This window comes from Paracoccus sp. MBLB3053 (assembly GCF_031822435.1).
Lineage (GTDB): Bacteria > Pseudomonadota > Alphaproteobacteria > Rhodobacterales > Rhodobacteraceae > Paracoccus > Paracoccus aurantius.
The window spans coordinates 2,823,700-2,850,522 of record NZ_JAVQLW010000001.1 but is presented as its reverse complement, the minus strand read 5'-3'; the positions used below and the strand labels follow the sequence as shown (position 1 = coordinate 2,850,522).

General features: G+C 62.1%; 32 protein-coding genes and 1 other RNA gene. 20 read left to right on the top strand and 13 right to left on the bottom strand.

Annotated elements, in window-relative coordinates; genetic code table 11:
* Positions 1-507 precede the first annotated feature (507 nt).
* From rpsT to mutM, 3 genes are all read right to left on the bottom strand, one after another.
* Positions 508-774 (bottom strand): 30S ribosomal protein S20, encoded by a 267-nt coding sequence (rpsT, locus tag RGQ15_RS14220; protein ID WP_311160995.1) that lies wholly within the window; start codon positions 772-774, stop codon positions 508-510.
* Positions 775-926: 152 nt separating this feature from the next.
* The gene (locus RGQ15_RS14215; protein WP_311160994.1) at positions 927-1,703 is read right to left on the bottom strand and encodes an enoyl-CoA hydratase; all 777 of its coding nucleotides are present in this window, start codon (positions 1,701-1,703) and stop codon (positions 927-929) included.
* A gap of 119 nt (positions 1,704-1,822) precedes the next feature.
* Positions 1,823-2,668 carry a bifunctional DNA-formamidopyrimidine glycosylase/DNA-(apurinic or apyrimidinic site) lyase gene (gene mutM / locus RGQ15_RS14210; RefSeq protein ID WP_311160993.1) on the bottom strand — a complete coding sequence of 282 codons (846 nt, stop codon included), beginning with the start codon at positions 2,666-2,668 and terminating at the stop codon, positions 1,823-1,825.
* A 76-nt stretch (positions 2,669-2,744) separates the two neighbouring features.
* Here mutM and ubiE point away from each other — a divergent pair, with 76 nt between their 5' ends.
* The 4 genes from ubiE (at position 2,745) to RGQ15_RS14190 (ending at position 7,785) form a co-directional block, all read left to right on the top strand.
* Entirely contained in the window at positions 2,745-3,497 is a 753-nt protein-coding gene (ubiE, locus tag RGQ15_RS14205; RefSeq protein ID WP_311160991.1) for a bifunctional demethylmenaquinone methyltransferase/2-methoxy-6-polyprenyl-1,4-benzoquinol methylase UbiE, read from the top strand.
* 3 nt (positions 3,498-3,500) lie between these two features.
* On the top strand, positions 3,501-5,042 hold the full coding sequence (gene ubiB / locus RGQ15_RS14200; protein WP_311160990.1) for a 2-polyprenylphenol 6-hydroxylase: 1,542 nt from the start codon (positions 3,501-3,503) through the stop codon (positions 5,040-5,042).
* A 52-nt stretch (positions 5,043-5,094) separates the two neighbouring features.
* Complete coding sequence (locus RGQ15_RS14195; RefSeq protein WP_311160989.1) at positions 5,095-5,913, top strand: TIGR00282 family metallophosphoesterase; 819 nt, start codon at positions 5,095-5,097, stop codon at positions 5,911-5,913.
* A 93-nt stretch (positions 5,914-6,006) separates the two neighbouring features.
* Entirely contained in the window at positions 6,007-7,785 is a 1,779-nt protein-coding gene (locus RGQ15_RS14190; RefSeq protein ID WP_311160987.1) for an SLC13 family permease, read from the top strand.
* Between the two features lie 12 nt (positions 7,786-7,797).
* On the opposite strand, the gene olsA is transcribed toward RGQ15_RS14190, so the two are convergent.
* The 3 genes from olsA to RGQ15_RS14175 form a co-directional block, all read right to left on the bottom strand.
* A complete protein-coding gene (olsA, locus tag RGQ15_RS14185) occupies positions 7,798-8,652 on the bottom strand; it encodes a lyso-ornithine lipid O-acyltransferase (RefSeq protein ID WP_311160986.1) in 855 nt (284 codons plus the stop codon).
* Positions 8,649-9,431, bottom strand: a complete 783-nt coding sequence (olsB, locus tag RGQ15_RS14180; protein ID WP_311160984.1) for a l-ornithine N(alpha)-acyltransferase — start codon at positions 9,429-9,431, stop codon at positions 8,649-8,651. The genes olsA and olsB overlap by 4 nt, the downstream gene beginning before the upstream one ends.
* 143 nt (positions 9,432-9,574) lie before the next feature.
* The gene (locus tag RGQ15_RS14175) at positions 9,575-9,751 is read right to left on the bottom strand and encodes a DUF3553 domain-containing protein (RefSeq protein ID WP_311160982.1); all 177 of its coding nucleotides are present in this window, start codon (positions 9,749-9,751) and stop codon (positions 9,575-9,577) included.
* A gap of 40 nt (positions 9,752-9,791) precedes the next feature.
* On the opposite strand from RGQ15_RS14175, the gene RGQ15_RS14170 reads away from it, so the two are divergent.
* Positions 9,792-10,448, top strand: coding sequence for a histidine phosphotransferase family protein (locus RGQ15_RS14170; RefSeq protein WP_311160981.1), 657 nt, complete (start codon positions 9,792-9,794; stop codon positions 10,446-10,448).
* A 113-nt stretch (positions 10,449-10,561) separates the two neighbouring features.
* On the opposite strand, the gene RGQ15_RS14165 is transcribed toward RGQ15_RS14170, so the two are convergent.
* Positions 10,562-11,833 carry a glutamate-5-semialdehyde dehydrogenase gene (locus tag RGQ15_RS14165; protein WP_311160980.1) on the bottom strand — a complete coding sequence of 424 codons (1,272 nt, stop codon included), beginning with the start codon at positions 11,831-11,833 and terminating at the stop codon, positions 10,562-10,564.
* A gap of 84 nt (positions 11,834-11,917) precedes the next feature.
* Here RGQ15_RS14165 and RGQ15_RS14160 point away from each other — a divergent pair, with 84 nt between their 5' ends.
* From RGQ15_RS14160 to RGQ15_RS14115, 11 genes are all read left to right on the top strand, one after another.
* Positions 11,918-12,220 carry a hypothetical protein gene (locus RGQ15_RS14160; protein ID WP_311160978.1) on the top strand — a complete coding sequence of 101 codons (303 nt, stop codon included), beginning with the start codon at positions 11,918-11,920 and terminating at the stop codon, positions 12,218-12,220.
* Positions 12,220-13,338 (top strand): hypothetical protein, encoded by a 1,119-nt coding sequence (locus RGQ15_RS14155; protein ID WP_311160977.1) that lies wholly within the window; start codon positions 12,220-12,222, stop codon positions 13,336-13,338. Before RGQ15_RS14160 ends, RGQ15_RS14155 begins: the two co-directional genes overlap by 1 nt.
* Positions 13,339-13,678: 340 nt before the next feature.
* The gene (locus RGQ15_RS14150; protein ID WP_311160976.1) at positions 13,679-14,002 is read left to right on the top strand and encodes a head-tail connector protein; all 324 of its coding nucleotides are present in this window, start codon (positions 13,679-13,681) and stop codon (positions 14,000-14,002) included.
* Complete coding sequence (locus tag RGQ15_RS22390) at positions 13,969-14,352, top strand: HNH endonuclease (RefSeq protein WP_409201324.1); 384 nt, start codon at positions 13,969-13,971, stop codon at positions 14,350-14,352. The genes RGQ15_RS14150 and RGQ15_RS22390 overlap by 34 nt, the downstream gene beginning before the upstream one ends.
* 4 nt (positions 14,353-14,356) lie before the next feature.
* Entirely contained in the window at positions 14,357-15,964 is a 1,608-nt protein-coding gene (locus RGQ15_RS14145; protein ID WP_311160975.1) for a terminase large subunit, read from the top strand.
* An 81-nt stretch (positions 15,965-16,045) separates the two neighbouring features.
* Entirely contained in the window at positions 16,046-17,305 is a 1,260-nt protein-coding gene (locus RGQ15_RS14140; RefSeq protein ID WP_311160974.1) for a phage major capsid protein, read from the top strand.
* 1 nt (position 17,306) lies between these two features.
* A complete protein-coding gene (locus RGQ15_RS14135; protein WP_311160973.1) occupies positions 17,307-17,819 on the top strand; it encodes an HK97 family phage prohead protease in 513 nt (170 codons plus the stop codon).
* Entirely contained in the window at positions 17,816-19,036 is a 1,221-nt protein-coding gene (locus RGQ15_RS14130) for a phage portal protein (protein ID WP_311160971.1), read from the top strand. Before RGQ15_RS14135 ends, RGQ15_RS14130 begins: the two co-directional genes overlap by 4 nt.
* 13 nt (positions 19,037-19,049) lie before the next feature.
* Positions 19,050-19,550 carry a hypothetical protein gene (locus RGQ15_RS14125; RefSeq protein WP_311161100.1) on the top strand — a complete coding sequence of 167 codons (501 nt, stop codon included), beginning with the start codon at positions 19,050-19,052 and terminating at the stop codon, positions 19,548-19,550.
* A 277-nt stretch (positions 19,551-19,827) separates the two neighbouring features.
* The gene (locus tag RGQ15_RS14120; protein WP_311160970.1) at positions 19,828-20,142 is read left to right on the top strand and encodes a phage head closure protein; all 315 of its coding nucleotides are present in this window, start codon (positions 19,828-19,830) and stop codon (positions 20,140-20,142) included.
* A 3-nt stretch (positions 20,143-20,145) separates the two neighbouring features.
* A complete protein-coding gene (locus RGQ15_RS14115) occupies positions 20,146-20,532 on the top strand; it encodes a DUF3168 domain-containing protein (RefSeq protein ID WP_311160969.1) in 387 nt (128 codons plus the stop codon).
* Between the two features lie 24 nt (positions 20,533-20,556).
* Here the strand turns inward: RGQ15_RS14115 and RGQ15_RS14110 are convergent, their stop codons facing one another.
* Both RGQ15_RS14110 and RGQ15_RS14105 read right to left on the bottom strand, forming a co-directional pair.
* Positions 20,557-20,766, bottom strand: coding sequence for a hypothetical protein (locus tag RGQ15_RS14110; protein WP_311160968.1), 210 nt, complete (start codon positions 20,764-20,766; stop codon positions 20,557-20,559).
* Positions 20,767-20,776: 10 nt separating this feature from the next.
* Positions 20,777-21,232, bottom strand: coding sequence for a hypothetical protein (locus RGQ15_RS14105; protein ID WP_311160966.1), 456 nt, complete (start codon positions 21,230-21,232; stop codon positions 20,777-20,779).
* Positions 21,233-21,342: 110 nt separating this feature from the next.
* Here RGQ15_RS14105 and RGQ15_RS14100 point away from each other — a divergent pair, with 110 nt between their 5' ends.
* The 4 genes from RGQ15_RS14100 (at position 21,343) to RGQ15_RS14085 (ending at position 23,078) form a co-directional block, all read left to right on the top strand.
* The gene (locus RGQ15_RS14100) at positions 21,343-21,486 is read left to right on the top strand and encodes an Arc family DNA-binding protein (RefSeq protein WP_311160964.1); all 144 of its coding nucleotides are present in this window, start codon (positions 21,343-21,345) and stop codon (positions 21,484-21,486) included.
* 11 nt (positions 21,487-21,497) lie between these two features.
* On the top strand, positions 21,498-21,815 hold the full coding sequence (locus RGQ15_RS14095; RefSeq protein WP_311160962.1) for a hypothetical protein: 318 nt from the start codon (positions 21,498-21,500) through the stop codon (positions 21,813-21,815).
* On the top strand, positions 21,812-22,054 hold the full coding sequence (locus RGQ15_RS14090) for a transcriptional regulator (RefSeq protein WP_311160961.1): 243 nt from the start codon (positions 21,812-21,814) through the stop codon (positions 22,052-22,054). Before RGQ15_RS14095 ends, RGQ15_RS14090 begins: the two co-directional genes overlap by 4 nt.
* 151 nt (positions 22,055-22,205) lie before the next feature.
* On the top strand, positions 22,206-23,078 hold the full coding sequence (locus RGQ15_RS14085) for a site-specific integrase (RefSeq protein WP_311160960.1): 873 nt from the start codon (positions 22,206-22,208) through the stop codon (positions 23,076-23,078).
* A 63-nt stretch (positions 23,079-23,141) separates the two neighbouring features.
* Here the strand turns inward: RGQ15_RS14085 and ssrA are convergent.
* The 4 genes from ssrA to ppk2 form a co-directional block, all read right to left on the bottom strand.
* Positions 23,142-23,495: a transfer-messenger RNA gene (ssrA, locus tag RGQ15_RS14080) on the bottom strand.
* Between the two features lie 95 nt (positions 23,496-23,590).
* A complete protein-coding gene (locus tag RGQ15_RS14075) occupies positions 23,591-24,646 on the bottom strand; it encodes an ABC transporter substrate-binding protein (RefSeq protein WP_311160959.1) in 1,056 nt (351 codons plus the stop codon).
* A gap of 122 nt (positions 24,647-24,768) precedes the next feature.
* Complete coding sequence (locus RGQ15_RS14070) at positions 24,769-25,818, bottom strand: TPM domain-containing protein (RefSeq protein WP_311160958.1); 1,050 nt, start codon at positions 25,816-25,818, stop codon at positions 24,769-24,771.
* Positions 25,819-25,908: 90 nt separating this feature from the next.
* On the bottom strand, positions 25,909-26,820 hold the full coding sequence (ppk2, locus tag RGQ15_RS14065) for a polyphosphate kinase 2 (RefSeq protein ID WP_311160957.1): 912 nt from the start codon (positions 26,818-26,820) through the stop codon (positions 25,909-25,911).
* Positions 26,821-26,823: the final 3 nt, after the last annotated feature.

Genomic DNA, 26,823 nt, shown 5'->3' with positions numbered 1-26,823 from the left:
CTCGCCCAAGTCCGTTTCTTAGCCCATGTACCCGCCGGGTTTGCCCGGCGTGAGTTGATTCGGCATCGGTCCCCGGATGGACTGGCGACAAAACAACAGGATGTCCCGCCGCAAAAGCGACGCGCAAGCCATCCCGCGGCTTTGCCTCCACTCATGAAGCGTGGCCCGGCAGAAAGCCGGTTCACGTTACATTGGTCGCTGGATCGTCCCCCGATCAAGCTTCCAGCCCGTATTCCGACGGCAGAGCCGGTCCACGGGGCATGTCCCCCAGGTGCGACGTGAATCGCAGGACCGAAGCTAGCAAGAACGACGCTCTGCCGACAACCGATCTTCGCGCTTGACAGTCACTTTGCCGTTCGAATCTCACGGCGCGGTGACGGTATCGTGACAGCGCGAAAGCCGTTATATTGCAATAAATTAGCCCATCGGATTTAATGGAAAAGGGCACGCTCACGATGAACGTGCCCAATCTAATTCTACTTTCAGTTGCGTAAATGCCGCAGCCGATCAGGCGGCGAGCGACTTCACGCGTGCTGCCAGGCGCGACATCTTGCGGGCAGCGGTATTCTTGTGCACGACGCCTTTGCTCACGCCGCGCATCAGCTCGGGTTGAGCAGCCTTGAGCGCCTGGCTCGCGGCAGCAGCGTCACCGCTGGCGATCGCTTCTTCGACCTTGCGAAGGTAGGTGCGGATGCGCGAGCGACGTGCCTTGTTGACTTCGGTCACGCGCTCGATCTGGCGGGCGCGCTTTTTCGATTGGGGCGTATTGGCCATGGGTGCGGTCCTGTCTGTTCTATGTGTCTCGGTTACGCAAAAGCCCCATGGCATCGTCCCGAAAGGACGATCACGATTCTTGCCTTAAAGCGGGCCCACGCGCATGTAAGCTCGGCCCTATATAGGTGCCGGAGCGGGTTGCCAAGCGGAAATTACCGGTCGCGGAACTGGGGTTCGCGCTTTTCGAGAAACGCCGCCATGCCTTCCTTCTGGTCCTCGGTCGCGAAGAGCGCCTGGAAGGTGCGGCGTTCGAACAGGATGCCTTCGCGCATCGTCGTCTCATAAGCTCGGTTGACGGCTTCCTTCGCGGCCATCACGGCCACCAGCGATTTTTCGGTGATCTTGCGCGCTGTCGCCACCGCCTCGGGGATCAGCTTGGTGGCAGGCACGACCCGGCTGACAAGACCCGCGCGCTCGGCTTCTGTTGCGTCCATGAAACGTCCCGTCAGGTGCATTTCCATGGATTTCGACTTGCCAACGAAACGGGTCAGGCGCTGGGTTCCGCCGATGCCGGCAATGACGCCCAGATTGATTTCAGGTTGTCCGAACTTGGCGTTATCGGCGCAGATGATGAAATCACAAGCCATGGCCAATTCGCACCCCCCGCCCAGGGCATAACCCGAGACGGCCGCGATGATCGGCTTCCGGGTCGCGGTGATCCGGTCGATCTCGGCGCCGAAAAGATCGTCGTTATAGACTTCGACAAAGCTCTTTTCGGCCATTTCCTTGATGTCTGCGCCGGCGGCAAATGCCTTTTCGCTACCTGTCAGAACGATGCAGCGGACCTTTTCGTTCTGGTCGGCCTCGGCCAGCGCATTGCCCAATTCGCTTAGCAGCTGCGAGTTCAGGGCATTCAGCGCTTCGGGCCGGTTCAGCCGGATCAGTGCAACATAGTCGTCGATCTCGACGGTGAGGGTCTGGTAAGCCATTCAAACCTAGCCTTTCGCATTGAAGCTGGTCGCGACTCGTAACAAAGCCGCGAGCATCTGGCTAGCACCGCGCGCAGTCCCGGGCGGTTCATGGTTCAACTGCTGATTCTTTCGCTGGGCTATTTCTGGCAGGTCGGGCAATAGAAGCTGGATCTGCCCGATTGCACGATGCGACGGATGACGCCGCTGCATCCTGCTGTCGCGCAAGGCGCGCCCTCGCGGCCATAAGCGCGGAAGGAATGCTGGAAATAGCCGAGTTCCCCGGTTGCCTGGCGGTGATCGCGCAGGCTCGATCCGCCTGCGGCTATGGCTTCGCTCAGCACATCCTTGATATGCCCGACCAGGGCCGAAATGCGCGCGGCCGAAATGCGGCCGGCCAGCCGTCGCGGATCGATCCCGGCGCGGTAGAGCGCCTCCGACACATAGATATTGCCCAGGCCCGCGACGATGCGCTGATCCAGCAGGGCGGCCTTGACCGGAGTCTTCTTGCCCGAGAAAGCGCGGATCAGGACATCGGGGGTGAAATCGTCGGACAGGGGTTCGGGGCCGAGATGGGCCAGCATCGGATGTTCGGCCCCCGGCGCCACGAGATCGACCATGCCGAATCGACGGGCGTCGTTGAAGGTGATCTGGGTGCCTTCATCGTTCCAGAAGACAACATGGTCATGGCGCGGCAGGATCGCCGGATCGCGGTGGAACTCGCCCTGAACGGCGCCCTCGATCAGCATGCGTCCCGACATGCCCAGATGCAGAAGGATGCTGCCGCGATCCTCGAGATCCACCAGGATGTATTTCGAGCGCCGCCTGAGGCCCGTCACCCGCGCCCCGGTCACCACCTGCACGAGATCCGGGGGCAGGGGCCAGCGCAGGTCGGGGCGGCGCGCCTCGGCGCGGGTGATGACGTGCCCTTCGAGATGCGGGGCGAGGCCCCTGCGGACGGTTTCGACCTCAGGCAGTTCTGGCATTTATTTTCCATTCGTCGCATGGTGCGCGGCGCGCATCTGGCCTATCTGGGCGCGAAACGACGAATGGACAAGCAAGATGACCGACAACCAGCGCAACGAAACCCATTTCGGCTTCCGCACCGTGGCGGAAGAGGAAAAGGCAGGGCTGGTGCATGGCGTCTTTTCGCGCGTGGCGTCTCGATATGACGTGATGAACGACTTGATGAGCGTGGGCATCCATCGCGTCTGGAAGACGGCGATGATGGACTGGCTTGCGCCGCGCGACGGCCAGCACCTGCTGGATGTCGCGGGGGGAACAGGTGACGTGGCCTTCCGCTTTCTGCAGCGCGCCTCGGGTGCGCGGGTCACCGTCTGCGACATGACCGAGTCGATGCTGGTCGAGGGGCGCAAGCGCGCCGAGGCGAGCCGCCTTGCCGACCGCCTCGCCTGGGTCACGGGCGACGCGATGAAGCTGCCCTTTGCCGATGAAAGTTTCGACCGCTACACGATCAGCTTCGGCATTCGCAACGTCACCCGCATCCCCGATGCGCTGGCCGAGGCGCGTCGCGTGCTGAAGCCCGGCGGCCGCCTGATGGTGCTGGAATTCAGCCAGATGCCGGTTCCGATGCTGCAATGGCTTTACGACCGCTACAGCTTCAACGTGATCCCCAAGATGGGCGAGATCGTCGCCAATGACCGCGACAGCTACCAGTACCTCGTGGAATCGATCCGCAAGTTCCCGGATCAGGAAACTTTCGCCACGATGATCCGCCACGCCGGCTTCGGCCGCGTGCAATATCGCAACATGTCCATGGGGATCGCCGCGCTGCATTCCGGCTGGAAGGTCTGAACCATGCGCGGACCCCATAACATCTGGCGCCTGATCCGCACCGGCGCCACTTTCGAGCGGACCGGGGCCATGCGGGCGGCGCTGGATGCGGTCAATGCCCCGGCCCGGGTGCGGCTTGCGGCGCATGTGCTGGGCTGGCCCTTTGCATGGCTGGGTTACAAGGGCGATCCGGCTTTGCCGCCCGTCACCCGCGCGATCACCGCGCTGGGTCCGGCCTATATCAAGTTCGGCCAGATCCTTTCGACGCGACCCGACGTGGTCGGGCCCGAACTGGCCCAGCAGCTCTCGATGCTGCAGGACCGCCTGCCGCCCTTCCCGCAGGATCGGGCCAAGCGCATTGTCGGGGACGCTCTGGGCAAGCCGGTCGAGGCGCTTTTCAGCGAGTTTTCCGAACCCGTCGCCGCTGCCTCGATCGCACAGGTCCATCGGGCACGGCGCGCCGATAACGGGCGCGAAGTCGCGGTCAAGGTGCTGCGGCCCTCGGTCGAGGCAGGCTTTCGACGCGACATCGACGCGTTCCATTTCGCCGCCTCGATGATCGAGAACATCTCGCCCGCGACGCGCCGCCTGCGCCCGCGCGACGTGGTGAGCCATTTCGAATCCGTCGTGACGGGAGAATTGGACCTGCGGCGCGAGGCGGCCGCGGCTTCCGAATTCGCTGAGAACACGCGCGAGGATGAAGGCATGCGGGTGCCGCATCCGCATTGGCATCTGAGCGCGCGCCGCGTCCTGACCAGCGATTGGGCCGAGGGCACGCCCATGGGCGATGTCGCCGGTCTGCGTTCCGCCGGACATGATCTGCCCAAGGTGGGTTCGCGGGTGCTGCAGCTGTTTTTGCAACATGCTCTGCGGGATGGATTTTTCCATGCGGACATGCATCAGGGCAACCTGAAGGTTGCCTCGAATGGCGATATCGTCATCTACGACTTCGGCATCATGGGCGAGATCGACGAATATACCCGCCGCGTCTATGCCGAGATCCTGATGGGCTTCATCCGACGCGACTACATGCGGGTGGCGCGTGTCCATTTCGAGGCAGGCTATGTGCCGCGCGACCGCGACATGGCCGAATTCGCCCGAGCGCTCCGTGCCGTGGGCGAACCGATTTTCGGTGCGGATGCCAGCCAGATCTCGATGGCGAACCTGCTGGCCTATCTTTTCGAGGTGACCGAGCGCTTCGGGATGCGGACCCGGACCGAGCTTATTCTCTTGCAACGCACCATGGTCGTGGTCGAGGGCGTGGCGCGCTCGCTCGATCCCCAGATCAATATGTGGGAAGTCGCCCGGCCCGTGGTGGAAAGCTACATCCGCGACAACCTTGGCCCCAAGGCGGCGGTGCGCGATCTGGGCCGATCGGCGCAGGTGGTGGCGCGCTTTGCCCCGCTTCTGCCAGAGTTCCTGGAAAATCGGCTGCCCGAACTGCTGCGCGAGCCCCGCGACGCGGGCGAAGGGCGACGCGATCGCAGGTCGGGCCTGGCGGCCGGGATCGCGATCGGAGCCGTCGTTGCCCTTGCGTCGGCGTTCTTTGGCGCATGGATCGGGTGACGGCACGTCGCGGGACTTGAGCAGAGGCCGGGATTGGCCTAACGCTCGCGGCATGCGCATTCTATATCTTGGGGACGTGATGGGCCGGGCCGGCCGTCGCGCCATTACCGAAGGGCTCCAGCCGCTGAAAGAGCGGCTCGGGGCAGATTTCACCATCGTCAACAGCGAGAACGCCTCGGGCGGCATGGGCCTGACGGCCGGACATGCCAAGCTGATCCTCGAAGCCGGGGCAGATTGCATCACGCTGGGCGATCATGCCTTCGATCAGAAGGACATGTTGTCCTTCATCGAGACCGAGCCCCGCGTCATCCGGCCCTTGAACTATTCCAAGGTCGCGCCGGGCAAGGGCGCGCGGGTTTTCGAGGCGACGCGGGGGCGCAAGATCCTGGTTGCGCAGATCCTTGGTCAGGTTTTCATGAAACGGCCCTTTGACGATCCTTTCTCGGCCATCGACGCGGTGCTGCGCAGCCACACGCTGGGCGGGCTGGTGCAGGCCTCGGTGGTCGACATCCATGCCGAGGCGACCAGCGAGAAGATGGCGATCGGTCATTGGTGCGACGGGCGCGCAAGTCTTGTCGTCGGGACCCATACCCATGTGCCAACGGCTGACACCATGATCCTGTCGCGCGGCACGGGTTATCAGTCGGATGCGGGCATGTGCGGCGACTATGACAGCGTCATTGGCATGGACAAGGCCGAACCCCTGCGGCGTTTCCTGACCGGCATGGTGTCAGAACGCTTCACCCCCGCCGAAGGCGAAGCGACGTTGTGTGGCGTTATGGTCACGACCGATGACCGTAGCGGCAAGGCCACAGCCATCGAAGCTGTCCGTACCGGAGGCAGATTGGCGCCAACCGCCGCCCATTCGTGAATCTGGCCTGCGTTTCGCTTGCGGCAGCGCAGAAAAATATTCTAAAACCCATCGTAAGGGCCGTGATTTAGCGGCGCACGGGACAGGATATTCATGCTCGGGTTCGAACTGACGGGAACGAATGCGGCGATTGCGATGCTTATCATCGTCGCCTTTACCTTCATCCAGTTCATTCGCGAGAAGCACCCGCCTGAGGTCGTCGCCATCGGCTCTGCCGCGACGATGATGCTGCTGGGTCTGCTTCCGGTCAAGGACGCGGCAAGTGTGCTTTCGAACGCCGCGCCCTGGACCATCGCCTTCATGTTCATCATCATGGGTGGTCTGCTCAGGACCGGCGCCCTTGAACTGATGTCGCAACTGGTTGCTTCACGCGCGGTTTCCCAGCCCCGGCTGACGGTCTGCGCGCTTTTCGCCTTCGTGATCGTCGCATCTGCGATCATGAACAACACGCCGGTCGTGGCGGTAATGATCCCCATCTTCATCCAGCTTGCCATTCGGCTCGGGCTGGCTCCATCTAAATTCCTGATGCCGCTCAGCTATTTCACGATCCTTGGCGGGATGCTGTCGCTGATCGGCACCTCGACGAACCTTCTTGTCGATGGCGTCGCGCGTGAGGCCGGGATGACGCCGTTTACCATCTTCGAGATCGCGCCCGTGGGCATTGCGATCACCGTGGCGGGTATCGGTTATTTCCTTCTGATCGGCCGCAAGCTTCTGCCGGATCGGACCTCGCTGGCCGGGTTCCTGGGGACCCCGCGCGAAATGAAGTATTTCACCGAGGTCGCGATCCCCGAGGATTCCAGCCTTGTCGGCCAGGCTGTTACCGAGGTGCCCTTCTTCAAGCGCGAAGCGGTGCGGCTGGTGGACGTGCTGCGTGGCGATGCGTCGCTGCGCCGCAATCTGGCCGAAGTGGTGCTTGAACCCGGTGATCGGGTCGTTCTGCGCACTGAAATGGCCTATCTGCTTGAGATGCAGGCCAACAAGAACCTGCAGATGGTCGACAAGCTCAGCTCGGTTGCCACCGAGACGGTCGAGGTCCTGATCTCGCCCGGCGCGCGGCTGATCGGTCGCCGCCTTGGCGACATGCGCCTGCGCCGTCGCTATGGTGTGTATGTTCTGGCGGCACATCGCCGCAGCCAGAACATCGGCCGGCAGCTTGACGATCTGGTCGTGCGCGTCGGCGACACCTTGCTGCTGGAAGGGGCGCCCGAGGATATCGCACGCCTTGCCGCAGATATGGAACTGGTCGATGTATCGCGTCCGGCCGCTCGGGCCTTCCGTCGCGATCGCGCGCCCATCGCCATTCTCGCTCTGCTTTCCGTGGTGGTGCTCGCCTCGCTCAACGTCGCCCCGATCCTCGCCTTGTCCTTCCTTGCCGCGGCGCTTATTCTTGTGACCCGCTGCGTGGATGCCGAGGAGGCCTTTGCCTTTGTCGACGGACGGTTGCTCGCGATGATCTTCGCGATGCTCTCGGTGGGGGAGGCCCTCGAATACACCGGAACGGTCAACCTGATCGTCGATACCGTGGCACCCTTCCTGCAGCACCTGCCTCCATTCGTGACGCTTGTCTGCGTCTATTTCCTTGGTCTGGCCATGACCGAGGTGCTTTCGAACAATGCGGTCGCGGTGCTGCTGACCCCGATTGCCATCGCGCTGGCAAAATCTCTGGGCCATGACCCTCGGGCCTATGTCGTCGCGGTCATGTTCTCGGCCACGGTCGCCTTCGCGACCCCGATCGGCTACCAGACACATATGATGGTCTATGGCCCCGGAGGCTACAAGTTCAGCGACTTCATCCGGGTGGGCATTCCCCTGGACATCATCACGGGCATCGTGGCCTGTCTGACGATCCCGCTGTTCTGGCCGCTCTAGGCGGCCGGGGCATCAGCCCTTTTCGAACCCGTTCCGCACTGCGCTTTCGGCCTTGGCCGAAAGCGTCTTGCGCGTCTCGTCCTCGACCGGGATCGGCGGATGCAGGCGGACGGTGACGCTGCCTTGGCGGACCTGGGACAGCACAGCGATCAGATGCGGGCCAAGGGACATGTGGCCATACCAGCCATAGAAGCGCGGATCGCGGCCTTCCGGTGCATGGTAGACCGCCGTCATCGGCTGGATTGCCAGACCCTTGGGTAGTTCAGGTGCCAGGAACCCCTGAAACAGCGTCGGCTTGAAGGGCAGGACCCTGCGGCCATCGGTGCTCGTGCCTTCGGGGAAGAACAGCAGCCTATGGCCGGCACGAGTGCGCGAGGCGAATTCCTCGGCCTGTGCGCGGGCAAGCTTGGGGTCGCGGGTGACGAAATGCGTGTCGGTGACGCGGGTCAGCACATTGATGCCGGGCCAGGTGGCGACCTCGGCCTTCGAAACGAAGAAAACCGGCATGGCCGCATTCAGCACGAGAATGTCGAGCCAGCTTGAGTGGTTGGCGACGACGGCGCCTGGGCCGCGCATGGGAACGCCCTCGCGGTGCCACTTCAGCCCCAGGATCCACAAGGACAGCCGGCACACCCCCTGAACCCAGGGGCCGGTCCAAGGCCGGCGCGCGCCGGATATGAGCCGTTCGAGCCAGCGCATCGGGATGATGAGCATGACGCCGATCAGCAGGACGGAAATGATCCCCAGACCGCGTGTGATCATCAGAACGCGGCCAAGCGCCGTTGGCCTTTCGATCACCGGGGCAGGGGCGTCGCCGTACCAAGGGCCGCGCAATCCGTTGCGCGGTTCCGTTGTCGGATCGCTCATTGGGACTGCCAGCGGGTTTCGTAGAATTTCTTGTGCTTTGCCGACATCGCCGCAGTGTCCACCAGCAAGAACACGTCCGTGGTGTTGAATTCGCGGTCAAGATACGCGCCTTCGCCGATCATGCCGCCAAGGCGCAGATAGGCCTTGATGAGCGGGGGCATGTTCGCCATTGCGACGCGCCGGTCCAGATCGGCCTGGGGCACAAGGTCCATGCGATGATAGCCCGTCTGGCGGGCGACCGGTCGGATATGCTCTTGCGCCAGATGGTGCTCGTGCAGCCAGGTCAGGGACTGGGCGTGCTGGTTGGTGTCGATGCCATGGAACGAGGCGACGCCGAAGAGAAGCTCGATCTCTCGCCCCAGAACATATTCGGCAAGCGCATTCCACAGCAGGAACATGCCTGTCCCGCCGCGCATCTCGGCGTCCATGCAGGATCGACCAAGTTCCAGAAGCGACCTGCCCGAGCGACGCAGTGGGTCCAGATCATATTCCGCGTCACAGTAGAACCGGCCGAACTTTTCGGCGCGATCTCCGGGCAGCAGCCGATAGGCGCCCAGGACATGTTCGAGATCGTCCTTGGACCTGCGCCGATCAACCAGGATCAGGTGATCGACGATCGGGTCGAATTCGTCGCGCTCCAGCCTGCGCTGGTGATCGACCAGCGAGCCGTCTCCGCCCAGTTCCTCGACGAACACCCGGTAGCGCAGCCGCTGGACAGCAAGCAGATCGGCCTCATCCGTGGCAAGCCGCGTTTCGAAATACGAGCCGTCGAGCGTCATCTTATGGATTGGGCCAAGTCTGTTTCTTCTGCCGCATGTGTTAGGCGGGCGCGGTCCTTAATGCAACAGCACATGCCGTTCCTCGATTGCGCGGGCGGGGGGATTGACACAATCTTAAGTTGCATTAATTCTTGCACTATAAATTATGAGTAGTTGTTGACGAGCTCCAGGCTGACATTGCGGCCGTCGACGACCTGTTTGCCGGCATTCGCGAAATTGACGGTGATGCGGTCCCCGATACGTGACTGGACCTGACCCACCCCCCATTCAGGCGCGCCGGGGTGTCGGACGAGCATTCCGGGTTCAAGGATTTCATTCATGTCGCGATCCTTCCTGCGGCACAACCAAGGCTAGACCTCGATGGACGATCTGACAATCAGCCGCAACTCCTCACCCCGACTGCCGATCGAGCCTGAACGGCTGGCCGCATTGGTATGTTCGCGCCTGTGCCACGATCTCGTCTCGCCCCTGGGGGCGATCGGCAATGGGCTGGAGCTGCTCGAACTGTCCGGCGAATGGCCCGGCATCTCGGACAGTCCTGAACTGGTGCTGGTTGCCGAAAGCATCGAGGCCGCCCGCGCGAGGGTCCGCTGGTTCCGGATCGGGTTTGGCCAGTCATCGCCCGATCAGCGGATCAGCCTTGCAGAGCTTTCATCGCTTCTGGGGGATGTCGAAAAGGGCGGGCGGCTTCGGCTGCGGCTGGACGCGCAGGGCGATTTGCCACGACCGGAAGCTCGGCTGATCCTGCTCGCGCTCATGTGTCTGGAGACGGCAATGCCTTGGGGCGGAACCATACTTGTATGCCGAGGCGCGACCGGGTGGCGGCTTCTGGCAGAGGCTGCGCGGACCAAGCTGGACCCGGCACTGTGGAGCTGGCTTGATGCCGAGGCCGGACGTGATCGGCCAGAACCCGCGCCATCCGAGGTACATTTCGCTTTGCTTGGATGCTTTGCTCAGCGTGAGGGCCGTCATCTGAGCTGGGAACTGGATGAAAGGGGTGGCGAGATCGCATTCTAGCCCGAAATGGCGGCGCGCTGCGGCGCCGCCATGTCTCGTGCCATTGGCCCTCAAGCGCGCGATCCTATCCTTTGCCTGCCGGCGTCATGCAGCCGCCGCTTCAGGTCGCGATCCTAGCTGCGGATGGTCCCGTCGCCGGTTACGATATATTTGAAGCTCGTCAACTGTTCGGCGCCGACAGGTCCGCGGGCATGCATCTTTCCCGTCGCGATCCCGATTTCGGCCCCCATGCCGAATTCGCCGCCGTCAGCGAACTGGGTCGAGGCATTGCGCATCAGGATCGCGCTGTCGAGGCCCTTGAAGAAGCGCTCGGCCGTCGCGTCATTTTCGGTAAGGATCGATTCCGTATGACCCGAGCCATAGCGGCGGATGTGATCGATTGCCTCGCCAACCCCGTCGACAAGTTTCGCCGCGATGATCTTATCCAGAAATTCCTGCCCGAAATCGGATGGCTCGGCCGGGATGGTGCCGGCAATCTGCGATAGCTCGCCGTCAGCGCGCACCTCGACGCCGGCATCCAGCAGATCCTGCACAAGGACCGGGCCGTGCTTGGCGAAGAACTCGCGGTCGATCAGCAGGCATTCTGCTGCGCCGCAAATCCCGGTCCGCCGGGTCTTGGCGTTAAGGACGACCCGACGCGCCTTGTCAGGATCGGCATCGCGGTCGGCATAGACGTGGCAGATGCCTTCGAGATGGGCAAAAACCGGCACGCGGGCCTCACTCTGAACAAGGCCAACCAGGCCCTTGCCACCGCGGGGGATGATGACGTCGATCAGCCCCTGAGCCCGCAACATGGCCGCCACCGCTTCGCGATCCCGCGTCGGCACGAGCTGGATTGCCGTTTCGGGCAGATTGGCCTGTCTCAGGCCGGAGACCAGCGCCTGATGGATCGCTTCCGAAGAATGCAGGCTTTCAGAGCCGCCGCGCAGGATGACGGCATTGCCGGATTTCAGCGCGAGTGCCGCCGCATCGGCGGTGACATTGGGGCGACTTTCATAGATCACGCCGATGACGCCCAGGGGAGTCGCGACACGCTGGATATGGAGCCCGTTCGGGCGGTCCCATTCGGCCAGCACGCGGCCGACCGGATCGGCCTGCTCCGCAACTGACCGCAGACCATCGGCCATCGCGCGGATGCGGGACGGATCGAGGCTAAGCCGGTCGAGCATGGCTGGCGAAAGCCCCTTTTCCTCGGCGAAGCGCATATCCTGCGCATTGGCGTCGAGAATTGCACTTTCCGATGCGATGATCGCGTCGGCGGCTCCGATCAGCGCCGCATGCTTGCGCTCTGCGGTGGCTTCGGCGAGCACGCTTGCCGCTTCGCGCGCATTGGCGCCGAGCTTTGCAATCAGGGCTTCGGCATCGGTCTGGGTCAGGTCTTTCATGTCGGGGTTCCCTTGCATGGCCCATGAGATAGGCCGGGGCGCCCCGAAAAACCAGAACGGAATGTGTGAAGGTGCAGGATTTCATTGAAGACAGGTCATCCGCTTGAAGCGGAAGCGAAACTGTTTTCCAAGGACTTGCGCGAAAAGCAGGACCAGACCCAGAACACCGGAGCCAACTGTAAAACGCTTTCGCTGGCTGATCGACTCAGCATGAGGCCGAAAGGCTGGTTCCATATTGAGAAGGCCGAGGGCAGGGACGTCATCACCGTTCACCGTCCCGACGCGCTTGACGAAGTCATCATCTGTGTGTCGCCGGGCCACGCCAATCAGGTGCGGCAACAGCTTAGCGACGCCGGGCTGACGGGGCTGGTCGAGGGCGCCCTGTAGTGAGCCAACAGCCGCTTTCGCTGCGGTTCGAAACGAAGTTGCTCTGGAAGGCGTTCGAGGCCGAGATAGGCGTCGCGCCGACCGGGGCAGCTATCATCCTGGACATCTGCAATGCGGATGGATGGATAAGCTACAGTCGAACCGCCCGTCATTACGAAGTGCCTAAGCGATACCGCAACGGGCTTTATACCTATCGCAAGGTCGTGTCTCAGGTCGATTACCTCGACCAGCAAGGGCTGATTGACCATGACCGTCGTCCGCCCGGCGAACGGGGCTGGCAAAGTGCGCTTCGGGCAACCGATGACCTGCGCGGAATTCATGCGAAGATCCTTGGCACATCGGTCCCGACATTGGCCCGCCCTGCCGAGGTCATTCTTCTGCGCGACGCCGACGGCAACCTTCTGGATTACCGGAATACGCGCGACCTAGACCGGAAGCGCAAGCAGGTCATTCGTTTCAATGAGGCCATCGCGGGCGCTGGGCTGGACGCCTCAGTCGTGGCACCGCTGGCCCGCATCTATAATCAGACATCGAAGCGCGGGGGGCGCCACTACGCTATGGGGCCAAGCTGGCAGAATCTTCCGTCGGAAGCGCGTCGCGCTGTGACCATCAGCGGCGAGCCGGTCGTCGAACTGGACTACAAGACTTTGCATCCGGCCATTCTCTATGCCGAGGCTGGCGCGACGATGCCGTCGGATTGCTACGAGATTGCGGGCTGGCCGCGAAAGCTGGTCAAGGTCGCGCTGCTGATCCTGATAAACGCTCAAACGCCGCATCAGGCCCGCCATGCACTTGCCCATGCGGACCCTATGGAAGCGGTCGCGCCTCTTGGTTCACAAGCTGCCTTGCGTGCTGCTGGCGAACTCATTGACGCCATCAAGGTCATGCACCGGCCGATTGCCCACGCGTTCCATAGCGATGCGGGCGCAAGGCTGATGACCATAGACAGTGACATCGCCAGTTGCGTGATGTCCGACATGCTGGACAAGGGCGTCGTCGCGCTGCCCGTGCATGACTCGTTCCTTGTGCCAGCATCTAAGCGCGATCTTCTGGAAGAAGTCATGCTGAAAGCCGCCAATCAGGCCGGGCTTTGGATGATGTCGGTATCGCAGAAATGACGACCGATTTTCGGCGCATCATGTCTTTGAATTCATGCTATAAAATTGGGAAATGTTCCACATATGGAGGGGACGGTCTTCCCCGCCTGCGGGACTGCGCCGGGACGGGAAGGAACGGGTGGGGACGGGTGGTCGGTTCAAAGGTCGTCGACTCCATCCGGTTCCCTCTCCATATGTGGAACATTTCAGACCTAAGTGATTGTCCTGTATTGAAATCATGCGCCGTTCCGCCCCGCCCCGACATCGCGGGACGCAATACGACAGCGTTGCTGACCTAATCGGCGTCTGGTATATTGATCCTGCCCGCTGTGAAGCGTGCCTAGCCCTTGGATGGACCTCTATGCCCTTTCCCGATCTCGGCGCCCTTAAACTGTATGCCCGCGTCGACTTCGACGACGAAGACGCCACGCTTGCCAACCTGCTCAATGCAGCATCGGAATATGTGCGGACTGCAACGGGGCATGACTATGTGGACGAAATGCCAGAGCGGGCTTGCTTCGCCATCATCGCGCTTGCGACACATTGGTATCAGAACAGGGAACTGACCAGCGGCGGCGACCGCGTTGTCCCGTTCCATGTCCGCAGTCTCATTCATCAGTTGCGCGATTGGAAAGACCCAGCGGTCAGGGAATGCGAGGAAGCCGAAGACGACGTCGAGCCGTGACCCGGTTCTACGACACAAGCAGGTGGCAGAAGTGCAGGCGGACGAAGCTGTCGCGTGATCCGATCTGCCAAGCATGTGACAAGCGACCTGCCGAGCATGTCGACCATATCGTCCCTGTGAAGCGTGGCGGTCTGGTCTGGAACCCGTCGAACTGGATGTCGGTCTGCCAACCTTGTCACAATCAGAAGACCCACGCCGAACGGCAGGGCAAGGCATGGGTGCTGCCAAAGCATCGGGGCTGTGACGCGGATGGAATGCCGCTCGACCCGGATCATCCGTGGCATCCGGGGGGCGTTCAATCACCGGCAAATGGGCCGTCACACCCGCGTCCCCCATCGGAAAAGGGTTAGTTGCATGGGTTTGCGTGGTCCGGGGGCTAAAAGGCGCAAGGGCGTCGAGCCGATGCCGCAGCGTCGCTTGCCTTGGAGCAAGCGCGGGCTGTCCCGTGTGGAACGTGTCGTCGCCTTCATGGAATTCCTGCCGATCACCAAAGGCATCTTGGCCGGGAAGAAGATGAAGCTGCTGCCGAACCAGCGTCAATTCATCGAAGCCATCTATGGCAACGTCGACGCCGACGGCAGGCGCACCATCAGGACCGCCATCAAGTCGGAACCGCGCGGCAACGGCAAGACCGGGCTCATTGCCGGGCTTTGTCTGTGCCATCTGATCGGGCCGGAAGCGGAACAGCGGGGCGAGATTTACAGTGCGGCCGTCGACAAGAAGCAGGCGTCGCTGCTGTTCAATGAGATGTCGGCAATCATCGAGGCCGTTCCCGAATTCGACGAACGTTGCAACGTCCAGCGGTTCCACAAGATCATTGAGGTTCTGGCCGGCGACGGCAAAGGCTCGACCTATGAGGCGCTTTCGGCCGATGTCCGGCGCGGTCACGGTCTGGCCCCGTCGCTGTGGGTGTATGACGAGTATGCGCAAGTCCGCACCGACGAGCTGTTCGACAACCTGCAAACGGCTCAGGGCAAGCGCAAGGAATCGCTGGGCATCGTCATCTCGACGCAGGCAGCGACCGACCAGCACCCGCTCAGCATCCTGATCGACGACGCGAAGAAGGGCGTCGACCCGACGGTCTACTTGCAGATGACCGCCGCGCCGGAAGATGCAGACCCGTTCGACGACAAGCTCTGGCAGGCCGTAAATCCGGCATGGGGCATCTTCCTCGACGAAAAGGAATTCCGCAGCCAAGCCGAGCGGGCCAAGCGAGCGCCGTCATTCCTGCCGCGCTTCATGAACCTGCGCTTGAACATGCGCGTCGAGTCAGAAGCCCGGTTCCTGGCGGCGCCCGACTGGCGGGCTTGCGCGGCGGACATCGACATCGAGACGCTGAAAGGGCGGCGCTGCTATCTGGGGCTCGACCTGTCGTCGACCGTCGACCTCACGGCTCTGGCAGCGTTTTTCCCCGATACCGGCGACCTCTTGGCATGGTTCTGGAAGCCTAAGGACGGGCTGGACGAAGCTGAACGGATGGACCATGTGCCATATAAGACATGGGTGCGGCAGGGCTTCATCGAGGCAACGCCGGGCAGGGCGATCGACAAGGGATTCGTCGTCTGTCGTCTGGCCGAGATTGCGGCGCTCTATGACGTGCAGGGCGTGGCGTTCGACCGCTGGGGAATGAAGGAAGTCGAGCGAATCATGGCGGACGAGGGCGTCAAGCTGCCGATGGAAGCATGGGGGCAGGGCTTTCAGGACATGGCACCGGCGCTGGACGCGGTCGAGAAGCTGGTCCTGCAAGGCGAACTCAGGCATCCGAACAATCCTGCCCTGACGATGTGTGTCGCCAATGCGATTGCGACGATGAACCCGGCAGGCGGGCGCAAGCTGGACAAGGCCAAGGCGACAGGCCGGATTGACGGCTTGCAGGCGGCGGCAATGGCGATCGGTCTGGCCGCGCGGACCCCGGCGCCAAAGCGTTCGGTCTACGCGCAACGGGGCGTATTCATTGCTTGATAGGTAAGAAGTGCTGACGTATTATTAACCTGTTCGAACAGGCCCGTCGTGAGACGCGCCAAGCCCTTTGAAGGATCAACAATGCGCATTCATGACTTGCAAGAACAGCGCAGTCAGGCGGTCGCGGAAATGCGCCGTCTGGCTGATGCTGTCGAAACCCGTGGCGACGACTATACCGCCGATGAGGAAAGGCGCCACGCCGACCTCAAGCGCGACATCACCGCACTGGACGGGAAGATTCAGCGTGCCAAAGACATTGCCGAGATGGAACGCAGCGCGCCTGCCGTCGTCTCTGGCCGTGGCGATGGTGCATATGAAGACCGCGCCCGTGAATTCAGCCTGACGACCGCAATCCGTGCAGCCATGGGCGAGCGTGTCGACGACGGCCGCGAACGCGAACTATCGGCGGAACTGCAACGCCGTTCTGGTCGAGCCTTCACCGGCATCGCGGTCCCTGACGAAGTCTTCCTCGAAAAGCGAACCCTCCTGACCTCTGGCGCCGCTGCCGATCTGGTCCCGAACGTGCATCGCGGCGATCTGTTCATCGACATGCGCCGCAGCGCGATCATGACCGCCCGGCTGGGCGCGACCGTGCTGGACGGACTTGTCGGCACCATCGACATTCCCAAGCAGACCGCATCGTCCGCAGCGCAATGGCTGGCCGAAGATGCTGCCCTGACGGAAACCGACGCGAACTTCACCGACGTCAACCTGTCACCGAAGACTGTCGGCGCCCTGACCAGCTACAGCCGCCGCACCATGATTAACGCGGTCCCTGCCGTCGAACAGCTTGTCCGCCGCGATCTGGCCGCTGTGGTGGCCCGTGCAATCGACTATCAGGCGATCTTCGGCACTGGCACCGGCAACACCCCCGTCGGCGTCGTCAACGCCGCTGGCGTGGCATCCTCGACGCTGGCGACCCCCAGCTGGTCGGAAGTGCTGGCGATGATTGCCGACATTCAGAACGAAGACGCCGACATCGGTTCGCTGAACTGGGCCATGAACCCGGCAGCGGTCGCTAAGCTGCGCGGCACGAACAAGGTATCAGCCGAGCCTGAGCATGGCTTCCTGATGACCGATCCCGGCAATCTGGCGGGCTATGGCGTTGGCACCTCGACCGCCATTCCGACCGCAGCAGGAACGCCTGACACCTCGACCGTGATCTTCGGCGCATGGTCGCAACTGCTAATTGGTCGCTGGTCCGGTCTCGACCTGCTGGTCAACCCTTATGGCGATACTGCCTATGCGCGGGGACGCGTGCAGGTTCGGGCGATGCAGGATGTCGACGTCGCGGTCCGCCATGCGGAAAGCTTCGCGGTCGCTGACGATCTGGAAGTCTGACATGGAACGCCGGGCTTCGATTGAACTTCGGGCCGCTGGTCGCAAGCTGGAAGGCTATGCCGCCGTCTTCGGTCAGGACACCCGCATCCGGGACTTCACCGAAGTCATCATTCCCGGCGCCTTCAAGGACACGCTGGCAGGGGGCAGGGACATCCTTGCCCTTGCCGATCATGACGAACGCGCTGTTCTGGCCCGCACCCGCTCAGGGACGCTGCGACTGGCCGAGGACACGCGCGGTCTGCATTTCGAACTCGACGTTCCGAATACCAGCTTTGGCCGCGACATTCTCGAACTGGCCGAGCGTGGCGACGTCGGCGGGGCTTCCTTTGGCTTCACTGTCAAGGATGAACGCTGGCAGGAAAGCCGCCGCGAACTTCGCAGCATCAATCTTCACGAAATCAGCATTGTCTCGGCGTTCCCTGCCTACGACGGGACAATAGTGCAGGCGAGGCGGCGACTGGCCGCGTCTGGCAAATTGGTTGCCGCCCGCCGCTTCCTGGATACCTGCCTATGAGCATCCTCGACCGCATCCTTCGCAGGGGTGTCTCCAAATCTGGAGAAACCCGCGCCACATCCTGGGACTTGCTGGCGACATTGGGCTTGCCTTCGCTGGCAGGGGGCTGCATTGCGCCTGCCGCTGTCGAAGGTAATGCCGCCGCATTCAACGCCGTGACGGTCATCTCTGAGGCTGTCGCGGCGCTTCCGCTCAACGTGTATCGCAAGGACGGTGACGGCGTCCGCGATGTCGAGGCGTCGCATCCCGTGGCCCGGCTCTTCACGATCGCCCCGAACGATCTACAGACACCCACCGAGCTTGTCGCCATGATGCAGGCGAACTGCCTGATTTTCGGCGCTGCCTATGCCGAGATCGAGCGGGACGGCAACGGTCGACCCGTGGCGCTGTGGCCGGTCCATCCGGGGCAGATCAACATCGAGCGAATCCCCGGCACCCGGCGCATCCGCTATCAGGTCAGCGACGAAGTCGGCACTCGCCGCTTATTGCCCGACGAAGTCTTCACCATCCGCGACCGCTGGGACGATCCCTTTACGCCCCGCTCGCGTCTGGATCGCTGCCGCGAGGCGCTGGGCGGCGCTGTGGCGACCGAACGCTTCGCACAATCCATCTGGCGTAATGGCGCCCGTCTGAGCGGCTTTGTGAAGCATCCTGAACAGATTGGCCCTGACGCTGCCCGCACACTGCGCGACAGCCTCAATGCGCTTTATGGCGGGGCCGAGAATGCGGGCAAGATCGGCGTGCTGGAAGAAGGCAGCGATTGGGTCTCTGTATCCTCGACCGCCCATGACGCCGAACTGTCGGAAGCCCGTCGGCTGGCCGTTCTGGAAGTCGCGCGAATCTTCAACGTTCCGCCGCCGTTGCTGCAAGAACTGTCAGGCGCGAACTATTCCAACGTCGTCGAACTGCGCCGCCAATTCGCGGCCGGGACCGTGCAGCCGTGGCTGGTCCGCTGGGAGGAAGCCATCATGCGCGACCTTTTCAGCGATGCCGGACGTCGGAACCATGAAGTCGAATTCGACACCGACCTTCTGGTCCGCGCCGACTTCCTGACCCGCCTGCAAGGCTACCGTATCGGCCGGGAGACGGGGCTCTACAGCGCCAATGACCTGCGCCGCTTCGAGCATCTCAATCCACGATCCGACGCCGACGCAGATGTCTTCCTCAGCCCCATGAACATGCAGTCGGAACAGAAGGCCGCACCCAAAGAGGATTGAGCCCGTGTTGCAGATGCCCGCCCATCTCATCAATCGGAAAGAGCGGCGGGCGAGGGACGCGCGTCGTGGGCGTCTGGGCGAGCGCCGCTATAACATGCTGGTCAAGGAACTGGCCCGCGTGATCTGGCTGGCATTTGAGGCTGGCGACACTGGCAGTCTGTTCGGGCTGGAAGGGCCGCTAAGGGCAGGCATCCGGTCTGACCTGTGTCGACAGGGGTGGGGCTGGCAGACCGCCGATCTGGCGGCGCGCGATCTTCTCGACGATGCCTTCCTCAAGGTGCGGGCCATTCGGCCGGCTTGGGACGAAGGTCAGCCGGATTGGGCAATATGCAGCGGCGCTCTGATTGAGCGGACCCGCTGTGCAAAATGCCACGGTCCTTTGCCGCAAGGGCACTTCAAGTTTTGCTCAAGCGGCTGCGCGAAGGTTCACAACTACCGGCTGAATGCCCGGCGTCAAGCGAGTGAGGAAACCATCTGGGACCGCATTCAGCACCATCAAGGGGGCTGGATCTGATGCTGAGCTTTACCGACCATTGCCGGTTCTGCGGCGGCGTCATCCCGGTGACGAAGATGTCGAATATCCGGCTCTATTGCAGCCCGAAATGCTGTTGTGCCGATGAATACCGACTGCGGAAAGCGGCGCGGCTGGACGCCAGGGCGGATCGTGTCTGCGGCTGGTGTAAGACCCCGATCCCGGCCGAGGTTCACGGGCTGGCGCGATACTGCACACTGCGTTGTGCGGTTCACATGGAAAACCTGCGGAAGCGGGAACGGCGCAAGAGGGCGAAGACATGAACGCATCCGAACTGACCCGGCGCGCGGGCTTCTATGAGCCTGTCGAGGAAGTCGACGCCGACGGCATGATTGTCCAAGGCTGGACTCTGCAATTCACCTGCGCGGCGCACATCCGTTATCTGCGCGGATCAGAGGCGGTTATGCAGGCGCGGTTACAGTCGAAGGCCCCGGCCGTCGTCACCATCCGCGACTTCGCGGCTGCGCGGCAGATCACATCCGAATGGCGCGTCGAAATCGACGACCGGACCTTCGACCTCAAGGAAGACCCGCGTCGTGAGGACGCCATGCTTGCAATGCTAGTGGAGGACTGACCCATGCGCGCCGGAAGAACTCTGCGGCAGATCGTCATTGCGCGGATCAAGGATCAGGTTCCGGCGCTGGGTGGCCGTGTCTATGACCGTGCCACTGAGGACGCCATCTTCCCATACTGCACATTAGGGCCGAGCTATTGGACCGACGGCTCGGTCGAATGCATCGAGGCCCGTGAGGTCACGTTGCAGGCGGACATCTGGCATAGTCAGGCGAGCAAGGGTGCGGCCGAGGATGTGGTCGACGATGTCGCGGCGGCGCTGAATGGCTGGGCCGATCAGAACGCCCTGACCATGCACCCGGCATCCGTGTCGCTGGTGCGCATCATGGACGATCCCGACGGCGTTACCATTCACGGCGTCATTCAGATCGAGGTCATGGTCGAGGCGTAAGAGGGCTTAACAGGCAGGGGCCGGTTAAGAGCGGTAGAACTGGCCGGTGCCGGTATCGTCAATGAGCCATTTCTCCGACTCATAGAACGCCCGTCGGACAGGCCCGGAGGCATTCGAATACCAGTTGCCGCTCGAAATCCAGTAAATGCGCTTCCCGTCTTTGAAGACGTTGTCGCCGTCCCGATAGAAGGCGGGCGTCCCGTTCCGGTCGAAATACCAAACCGCGTCTGTCATTTCTCGATCCCTAGAACGGAACGCCAATATCAAAGCCGCCGCCTTTATACCTGTTCTTGTCGTCCCAAAATTCCCAGTCGGCTTCACCGTAGCCCCGGCTGACGATTTCAACCTTTCCGTTCTCGAACACGCGAGCGGTCATTTCGTTCTTCAGTGAAAACTGAACATAGTCGTCACCGAATGAGATCGAGGCCACCAGCGGATGCCCGACTAGAACATCGCGGGCAGCTTCAGAGGCGATTTTCGTTTGTCCGAGTTTTGCCAAGATTCGATTTATCAACGTCTCAAGATTGTCCCGTGTTTTGAGCGCCTCATCAAGAAGACGTCTAACGGCCTCAACCTCTGACGTAAGGCCCTTGTCCTTTTGGAACTTGGTGATCCGCTCCACCATCTCGGCTGGAAGGGCGTAGACGCGTCGGATGTTGTCCGGTCCCGACGGTGTGTCCTCTTCTGGTTCCTTGGCCATGTCTTCCTCGTGTCATCTCTTGTGTGCCTTCTATAGTCACTCTTGACTGGCATCAATTGCACACCTAATGTCACTTAGAGGTGACAGTGATGTGTGTGTAAGAGAGGACCATGCAAGTAAAGGCCGCATTCCCCCTTAGACTGCCTGCCGATGTGAAGGCGTGGCTGGTCGAGCAGGCGAGCAAGAACGCCAGCAGTCAGAATTCTGAAATCGTCAGAGCCGTCCGCGAGCGGATGGAACGGCAGGAAGCATAGGAAAGAGAACGATGGACACGATTCCCGCGAACGACTCTGGCATCTCATTCGATGCCGTGCCCTTCCCGAAAGAGCACTTCGGTGCAGACTGGCAGATGCATCTTGGGGCGCACATTCGTCTTGCTGGCTCTTTGATCGCAAAGACCAAGAACGAATTGCGCACCGGGTTCGAAGCAGAGCCCGAGGCAATGACGAGCCTCATTGAAAACTTCGCAGACCAAGCCGCTAAACTGCTGGTGTGCCATGAGATGATTGAGGCGGCAGCGGCGCGGCTGATGATTGTCGGCAGCGAAGTCGTCGGCATTGATCTGGAAGCGGATTGCGCATGACGAAGCGGCCGGTCGTCAAAGGCGAGCGTCCGCCCATGTTCCTTTCGAAAGCAGACTTGGCGGCGGAACTGTCCGCCAGCGTCTCGACCGTCGACGAATGGACCCGCCACGGCATCTTGCCGCAGCCGCGCCGCTACAAGGGTGCTGTCCGCTACTTCTGGCCCGAAGTCGTCGACCGTCTGGCCCCGCCATTGCCGCCGACCGATCCCTTCAAGGAGGCGCTGGGCCGTGTCACCTAAGATCGAACTGCCGCGAGGCGTCCACCGCGTAAAGGCTCGGGGCAGGTTCTACTACTACCATCAGACCGGGCGCGGGACGCCGGACGTAGGGCCACGCATCCGCCTTCCCGACGATCCCCGATCCCCCGAATTCTGGGCGACCATCCGACAGTTGGAAGGCATCGCTGAGAGGACCGACACCATCGGCGCGTTGATTAATGCCTACGTCGCCTCTTGGCCTTCCGCGCGAAAACAGATCACCCCGGCCACGCAATCGCAGTATCGGCGCTATCTGGAAGTCGTGCGCGACCTCTGGGGCAACCTACCGGCAGAAGACTTGCGTCCCGCCCATGTCGAAGAACTCATGGTCAAGATCGGGGCTGTGAAGCCGGGCAGGGCAAATAACATCCTCTATGCATTGCGCAGCATGTGCTCATGGGCGCGCGGTCCCGTCGGGCTGCTGCATACCGATCCCGTCCACGGCGTGAAGACCTTCGAGTCGAAGGGCGGGCATGAGCCTTGGACCGACGACCAGCTTACCTTCGCGGAAAAGAACCTGGCGGGGATGCTGCGTCGAGCTTTCTTCCTTGCCCGCTACACCGGCCAGCGCGCCAGCGACATCGTCCGTATGGGCTGGACCGACGTCGACGGCAACACCATCAGCTTGCCGCAGAAGAAGACCGGCGTTCGTCCCGTCTGCCCGATCTTCCCCGAACTGGAAGCGGAAATGGCGACATGGGAAAAGCGGCCGGGGCCGTTCCTGCTGCAAGACAGCGGCAAGAACACCGGAAAGCCGGTCAGCCCGAATCAGTTGTGGAAGGAATTCGACAAATACCGCGACAAGCACGACGAACTCGACGGCGTCGTCTGGCACGGGCTCAGAGCGAATGCTGTCATCCGTCTTCGCCGCGCCGGATACACCGGCCAGCAGATCAGCGACACCATCGGAATGTCGGTCGAAATGGTCGAGCGTTACAGCCGCCATCAAGACCGTGTAGCAGCGGCCCAGACCGTCCTCAGCACGTATCGGGAACGCAAACTGTAAAACCGTTGCAAAACTGGAAACCCATTAGGCAGGGAAATCAGATGCTTACAGATAATGGAATAAAGTGCAGGATTCTGTTGCCAGGCTCCTGCGGGCCCCGCCTTACGCTGCTAGGCGCAAGGGCTTAAGTTTCGGTACTCGAACTGCTTACGCAGCCAGAGCCACCGGAGCACGGTTGTCGTTGGCAACTGTACAATTTGCACCGATATCGGTGGTAGCTCACCGAGACAAAGCAAACAGCTTTAGACGTTCGTCGATCCTGTTTCGGCCCCAAGTGCCCCCAACGAGGGATTTTGGTGGAGCCGCCGGGTACCGCCCCCGGGTCCGATCCGCTTATTACCTGCGCGTTTATGTCCATAGTCCGGGCAAGCCCGGACGAAGGGGAATATAGGTCGGGAGTTTCACATGCGCAAGGGACCGACCGCTTTGCCGGGGCTGTATCCGCCTTGGTCCAAATGGAAAAAGGGAGGCCAGGGGCCTCCCTTCGGATGGTTGCGCGCGAGCTTCGCGGATCAGAAGCCGGCCTTGATTTTCTCGAATTCGGCCAACTGCTTTTCGCGTTGGGCGGGATCGTTCGGCGTCTGGGCAAGGATCGGCGCATCAACCTCGGACAGGCCGTTCTTCACGGCCGGCTCGTCCTTGACCGTTTCCATGGCGACCGTCGAAGTATGGCCGTAGCCGATGGTGTCGAGCAGCGCCTTGGCCGATCCAGGCTCCAACCAGGCGTTCATGAAGTCATGCGCCTTTTCCTCGCTGCCGGGTCCGCCCTTCATGTTGATGAAACCGCAGAAGAACGTCGAGGACCCTTCCTTGGGAGCACGCTGGAAGCCGACCGGGAAGCCGTCATTTTCAAGCAGGACCACACCGTCATTCCACGACCAGGCCACATCGACCGCACCTGAAGCCATCAGCTGAGCCTGCTCGGACGGGTCGGCCCAATAGGCGGCGACGTTCTGATGTGCCTTGCGCAGCCAGTCTGCCGCGGCCTGGAACTGTTCGTCCGTCACCTCGGTCCAATCGGTCACGCCGGTCGCAAGATAGGCCAGCGCCCAGATGTCGTCCGAAGAATCCGGAAGGGTGGTGCGACCCTGATACTTGGGATCAAGGAAGACATTCAGGCTGGCCACGTCCTCGGCCGGAACCGTCTCGGTGTTATAGGCAATGGCGGTTGCGCCCCAGTCGGTCGGAATGAACCAGACGCCCTGATCGTCCTTGAAGATCGAGGATTCCAGGAATTTGGGATCGATCGAGTCGAAGTTCGGGATCTTCGAAGTGTCCCAGGGTTCGATCAGCCCCGCATCACGATACTTGGACACCATCTGCGAACAGGGATGTGCGACATCGGCTTTGAACCCCGAGGCGAGCTTCTGATAGGCCTCGTCGTCATCGCCGTAGAAGGCGTAGGTCGGGCTGTCGCCGTATTTGTCGACATAGGCCTGGAAGATCGAAGGTTCCTCAAAGCCGGCCCAGTCGAACACGGTCAGTTCGGAATCGGCGGCATGGACGGGGGCGGCAAGCGCCGCGCCCGAGAGAACGAGCGCGAGAGCCGAGGAGCGCAGAAGTTTCATCTGGGACCTTTAATTCAGAGCAGATGATTGCGACGCTATCTGTCTCAAACCTGTGTCGCAAGCTTTCGCTGCGCCCCCACTGCCCGTTTTGCATACACTGCCGGTTCAACCGGCAGCCCGTGTCACCAGCGTCCCGAGGCCCCGCCGCCGCGCGATGAGCCGCCACCGAAACCGGACGAGCCGCTCCCTGAACGCGCGCGATACTCGGGGTTGCGCTCGCTTCTGAGGACGTCTCCCGCCGGACCGTAATAGACGCGTCGGGGCATCGGCATGCGCCGGCTTTCCGACCATCCGCAATGCGGACAGCACCGGATCGTCTGGCTGTCCGCGACCAGATATCCGCCATCCTCTTGCGGGGTCTGCACCGCCTCGCGTGCGGTTTCGAGCCCGCCCTTGCCACATTCGGGGCAATGTCTGCGCCGCCAGTGCCTGAGCCCGATCGCGCCGAAGATCGCGGCGAAGGCCCCGAAGAAGACGAGGTTCAGTGCCCGGTCGACCCAATTCGTGCCCGAGGCAGCAGCTGGCGCCAGCGCCGGAGCGCCGGGGCGTGCAATCAGCGAGATCACGGCCTCGGTGCCTTGCCGGATGCCCTCGGACATCCGACCGTCGCGGAAAGCGGGCAGCATCGTGTTGCGCATGATGTCTTGCGCGCGAATGTCCGCCTCGGTCGGGTAGCCCGCGCCCAGTTCGATGCGGGCTTCGCGGTCGTTGGCCAGAACGAGTATCATGAACCCGTTCTTGCGCCCGGCATCGCCCACCCCCCAGTGATTGAAAAGGCGCGTCGCGAAGGGTTCCAGCCCGTCCGCCCCGCCATGGGTGGCGCGATCCGACAGCGTGACGATCGTGCCCTCGACCCCGGTCGTGCTGCGCAAGTCGCTGAGCGCCATCCGGATCGCCTCGGCATCGCCGGGACCAAGCAGCCTGGCGAAGTCATTGACATGGGCGTCCTGCCAATCCGGCAGATCCTGCGCGTGGATCGGCGCCATCAGACCCAGCCACAGGGCGATGGAAAGGATGAGCGCAGCGATCACCGAGCCGCCGCGCTTCAACAGGCCGCCGGTGAACTGGTGCCATGGTCGCCGGGAGGACAACAGGCATCCCGGCCAATCCTGACGATCGCGGGAAGGTTGGCTCTTGTAGTCGAAACAAGCGAACCGTTCATGATCATTCATCGCATGGCTTCCCATCCAGCGTGCTCGGCTGCTCTGGCCCTTTCGACACCGCCCGAGGGGCGCGCGATGCCGCGAGGCCCCTAGGGCGCCTCAGTCGGACAGAAGTTCCGGTCCACCAACGATTTGGGGATCGGGCCGACCGATCAGCGCATCATCGCGACCCACATAATCTACTGCATGCAGAATGGTCTGGATGGCCGCGATCCTCGCACGTCTCTTGTCATCGGATCGGATCACCGTCCAGGGCGCGACATGGGAATGGCTGCGTGTCAGGGTGTCGTGGATCGCTGCCGTATAGTCGTCCCATTTCGCGAGCCCGTCCACGTCGATCGAGCTGAGCTTCCAATGCTTCAGCGGGTCTTTTTCGCGGTCAAGAAAGCGCTTCAGCTGTTCGGCGCGGTCCACGCTGAGCCACAGCTTGACGAGGGTGATGCCGTCATCGGCGAACATCCCCTCGAAATGCGGCAACTGGCGAAAGAACGTCTCGCGTTGCTTGTCGGTCGAGAAGCCGAAGACCTTTTCAACGACACCCCGATTGTACCAACTGCGGTCGAACAGCGCGATTTCGCCCTGCGCGGGGAGCCAATCGACATAACGTTGAAAATACCATTGTCCGGCCTCGCGCTCATTGGGCTTGGGCAAGGCGACGATATAGGCCGAACGCGGATTGAGATTTTCGCGCACGCGCTCGATCGTGCCGCCCTTGCCGGCGGCATCGCGACCCTCGAAAAGCACCACGACGCGCTTTCCGGTGTGGATGACGTCCCGCATCATTCGGACAAGCTGCAATTGCAGCAGTTCCATATGCGCGTCGTAATCCTTGGATTTCATCTCTTCGGGATAAGGGTAGGTCTTGCTCAGAATGCCGTTCTTGTCAGCCTTCTTGATCGTCTTGCGAATGTCTGAAGGGGCGTCTTTTTCAAGGTAGCGCGTGATCGCGCCCACATAGGGCAGGTCCGGATGGTCCGTTGCCAGTGCCTTGTTTTCGGATTTCTTCGCCACGGC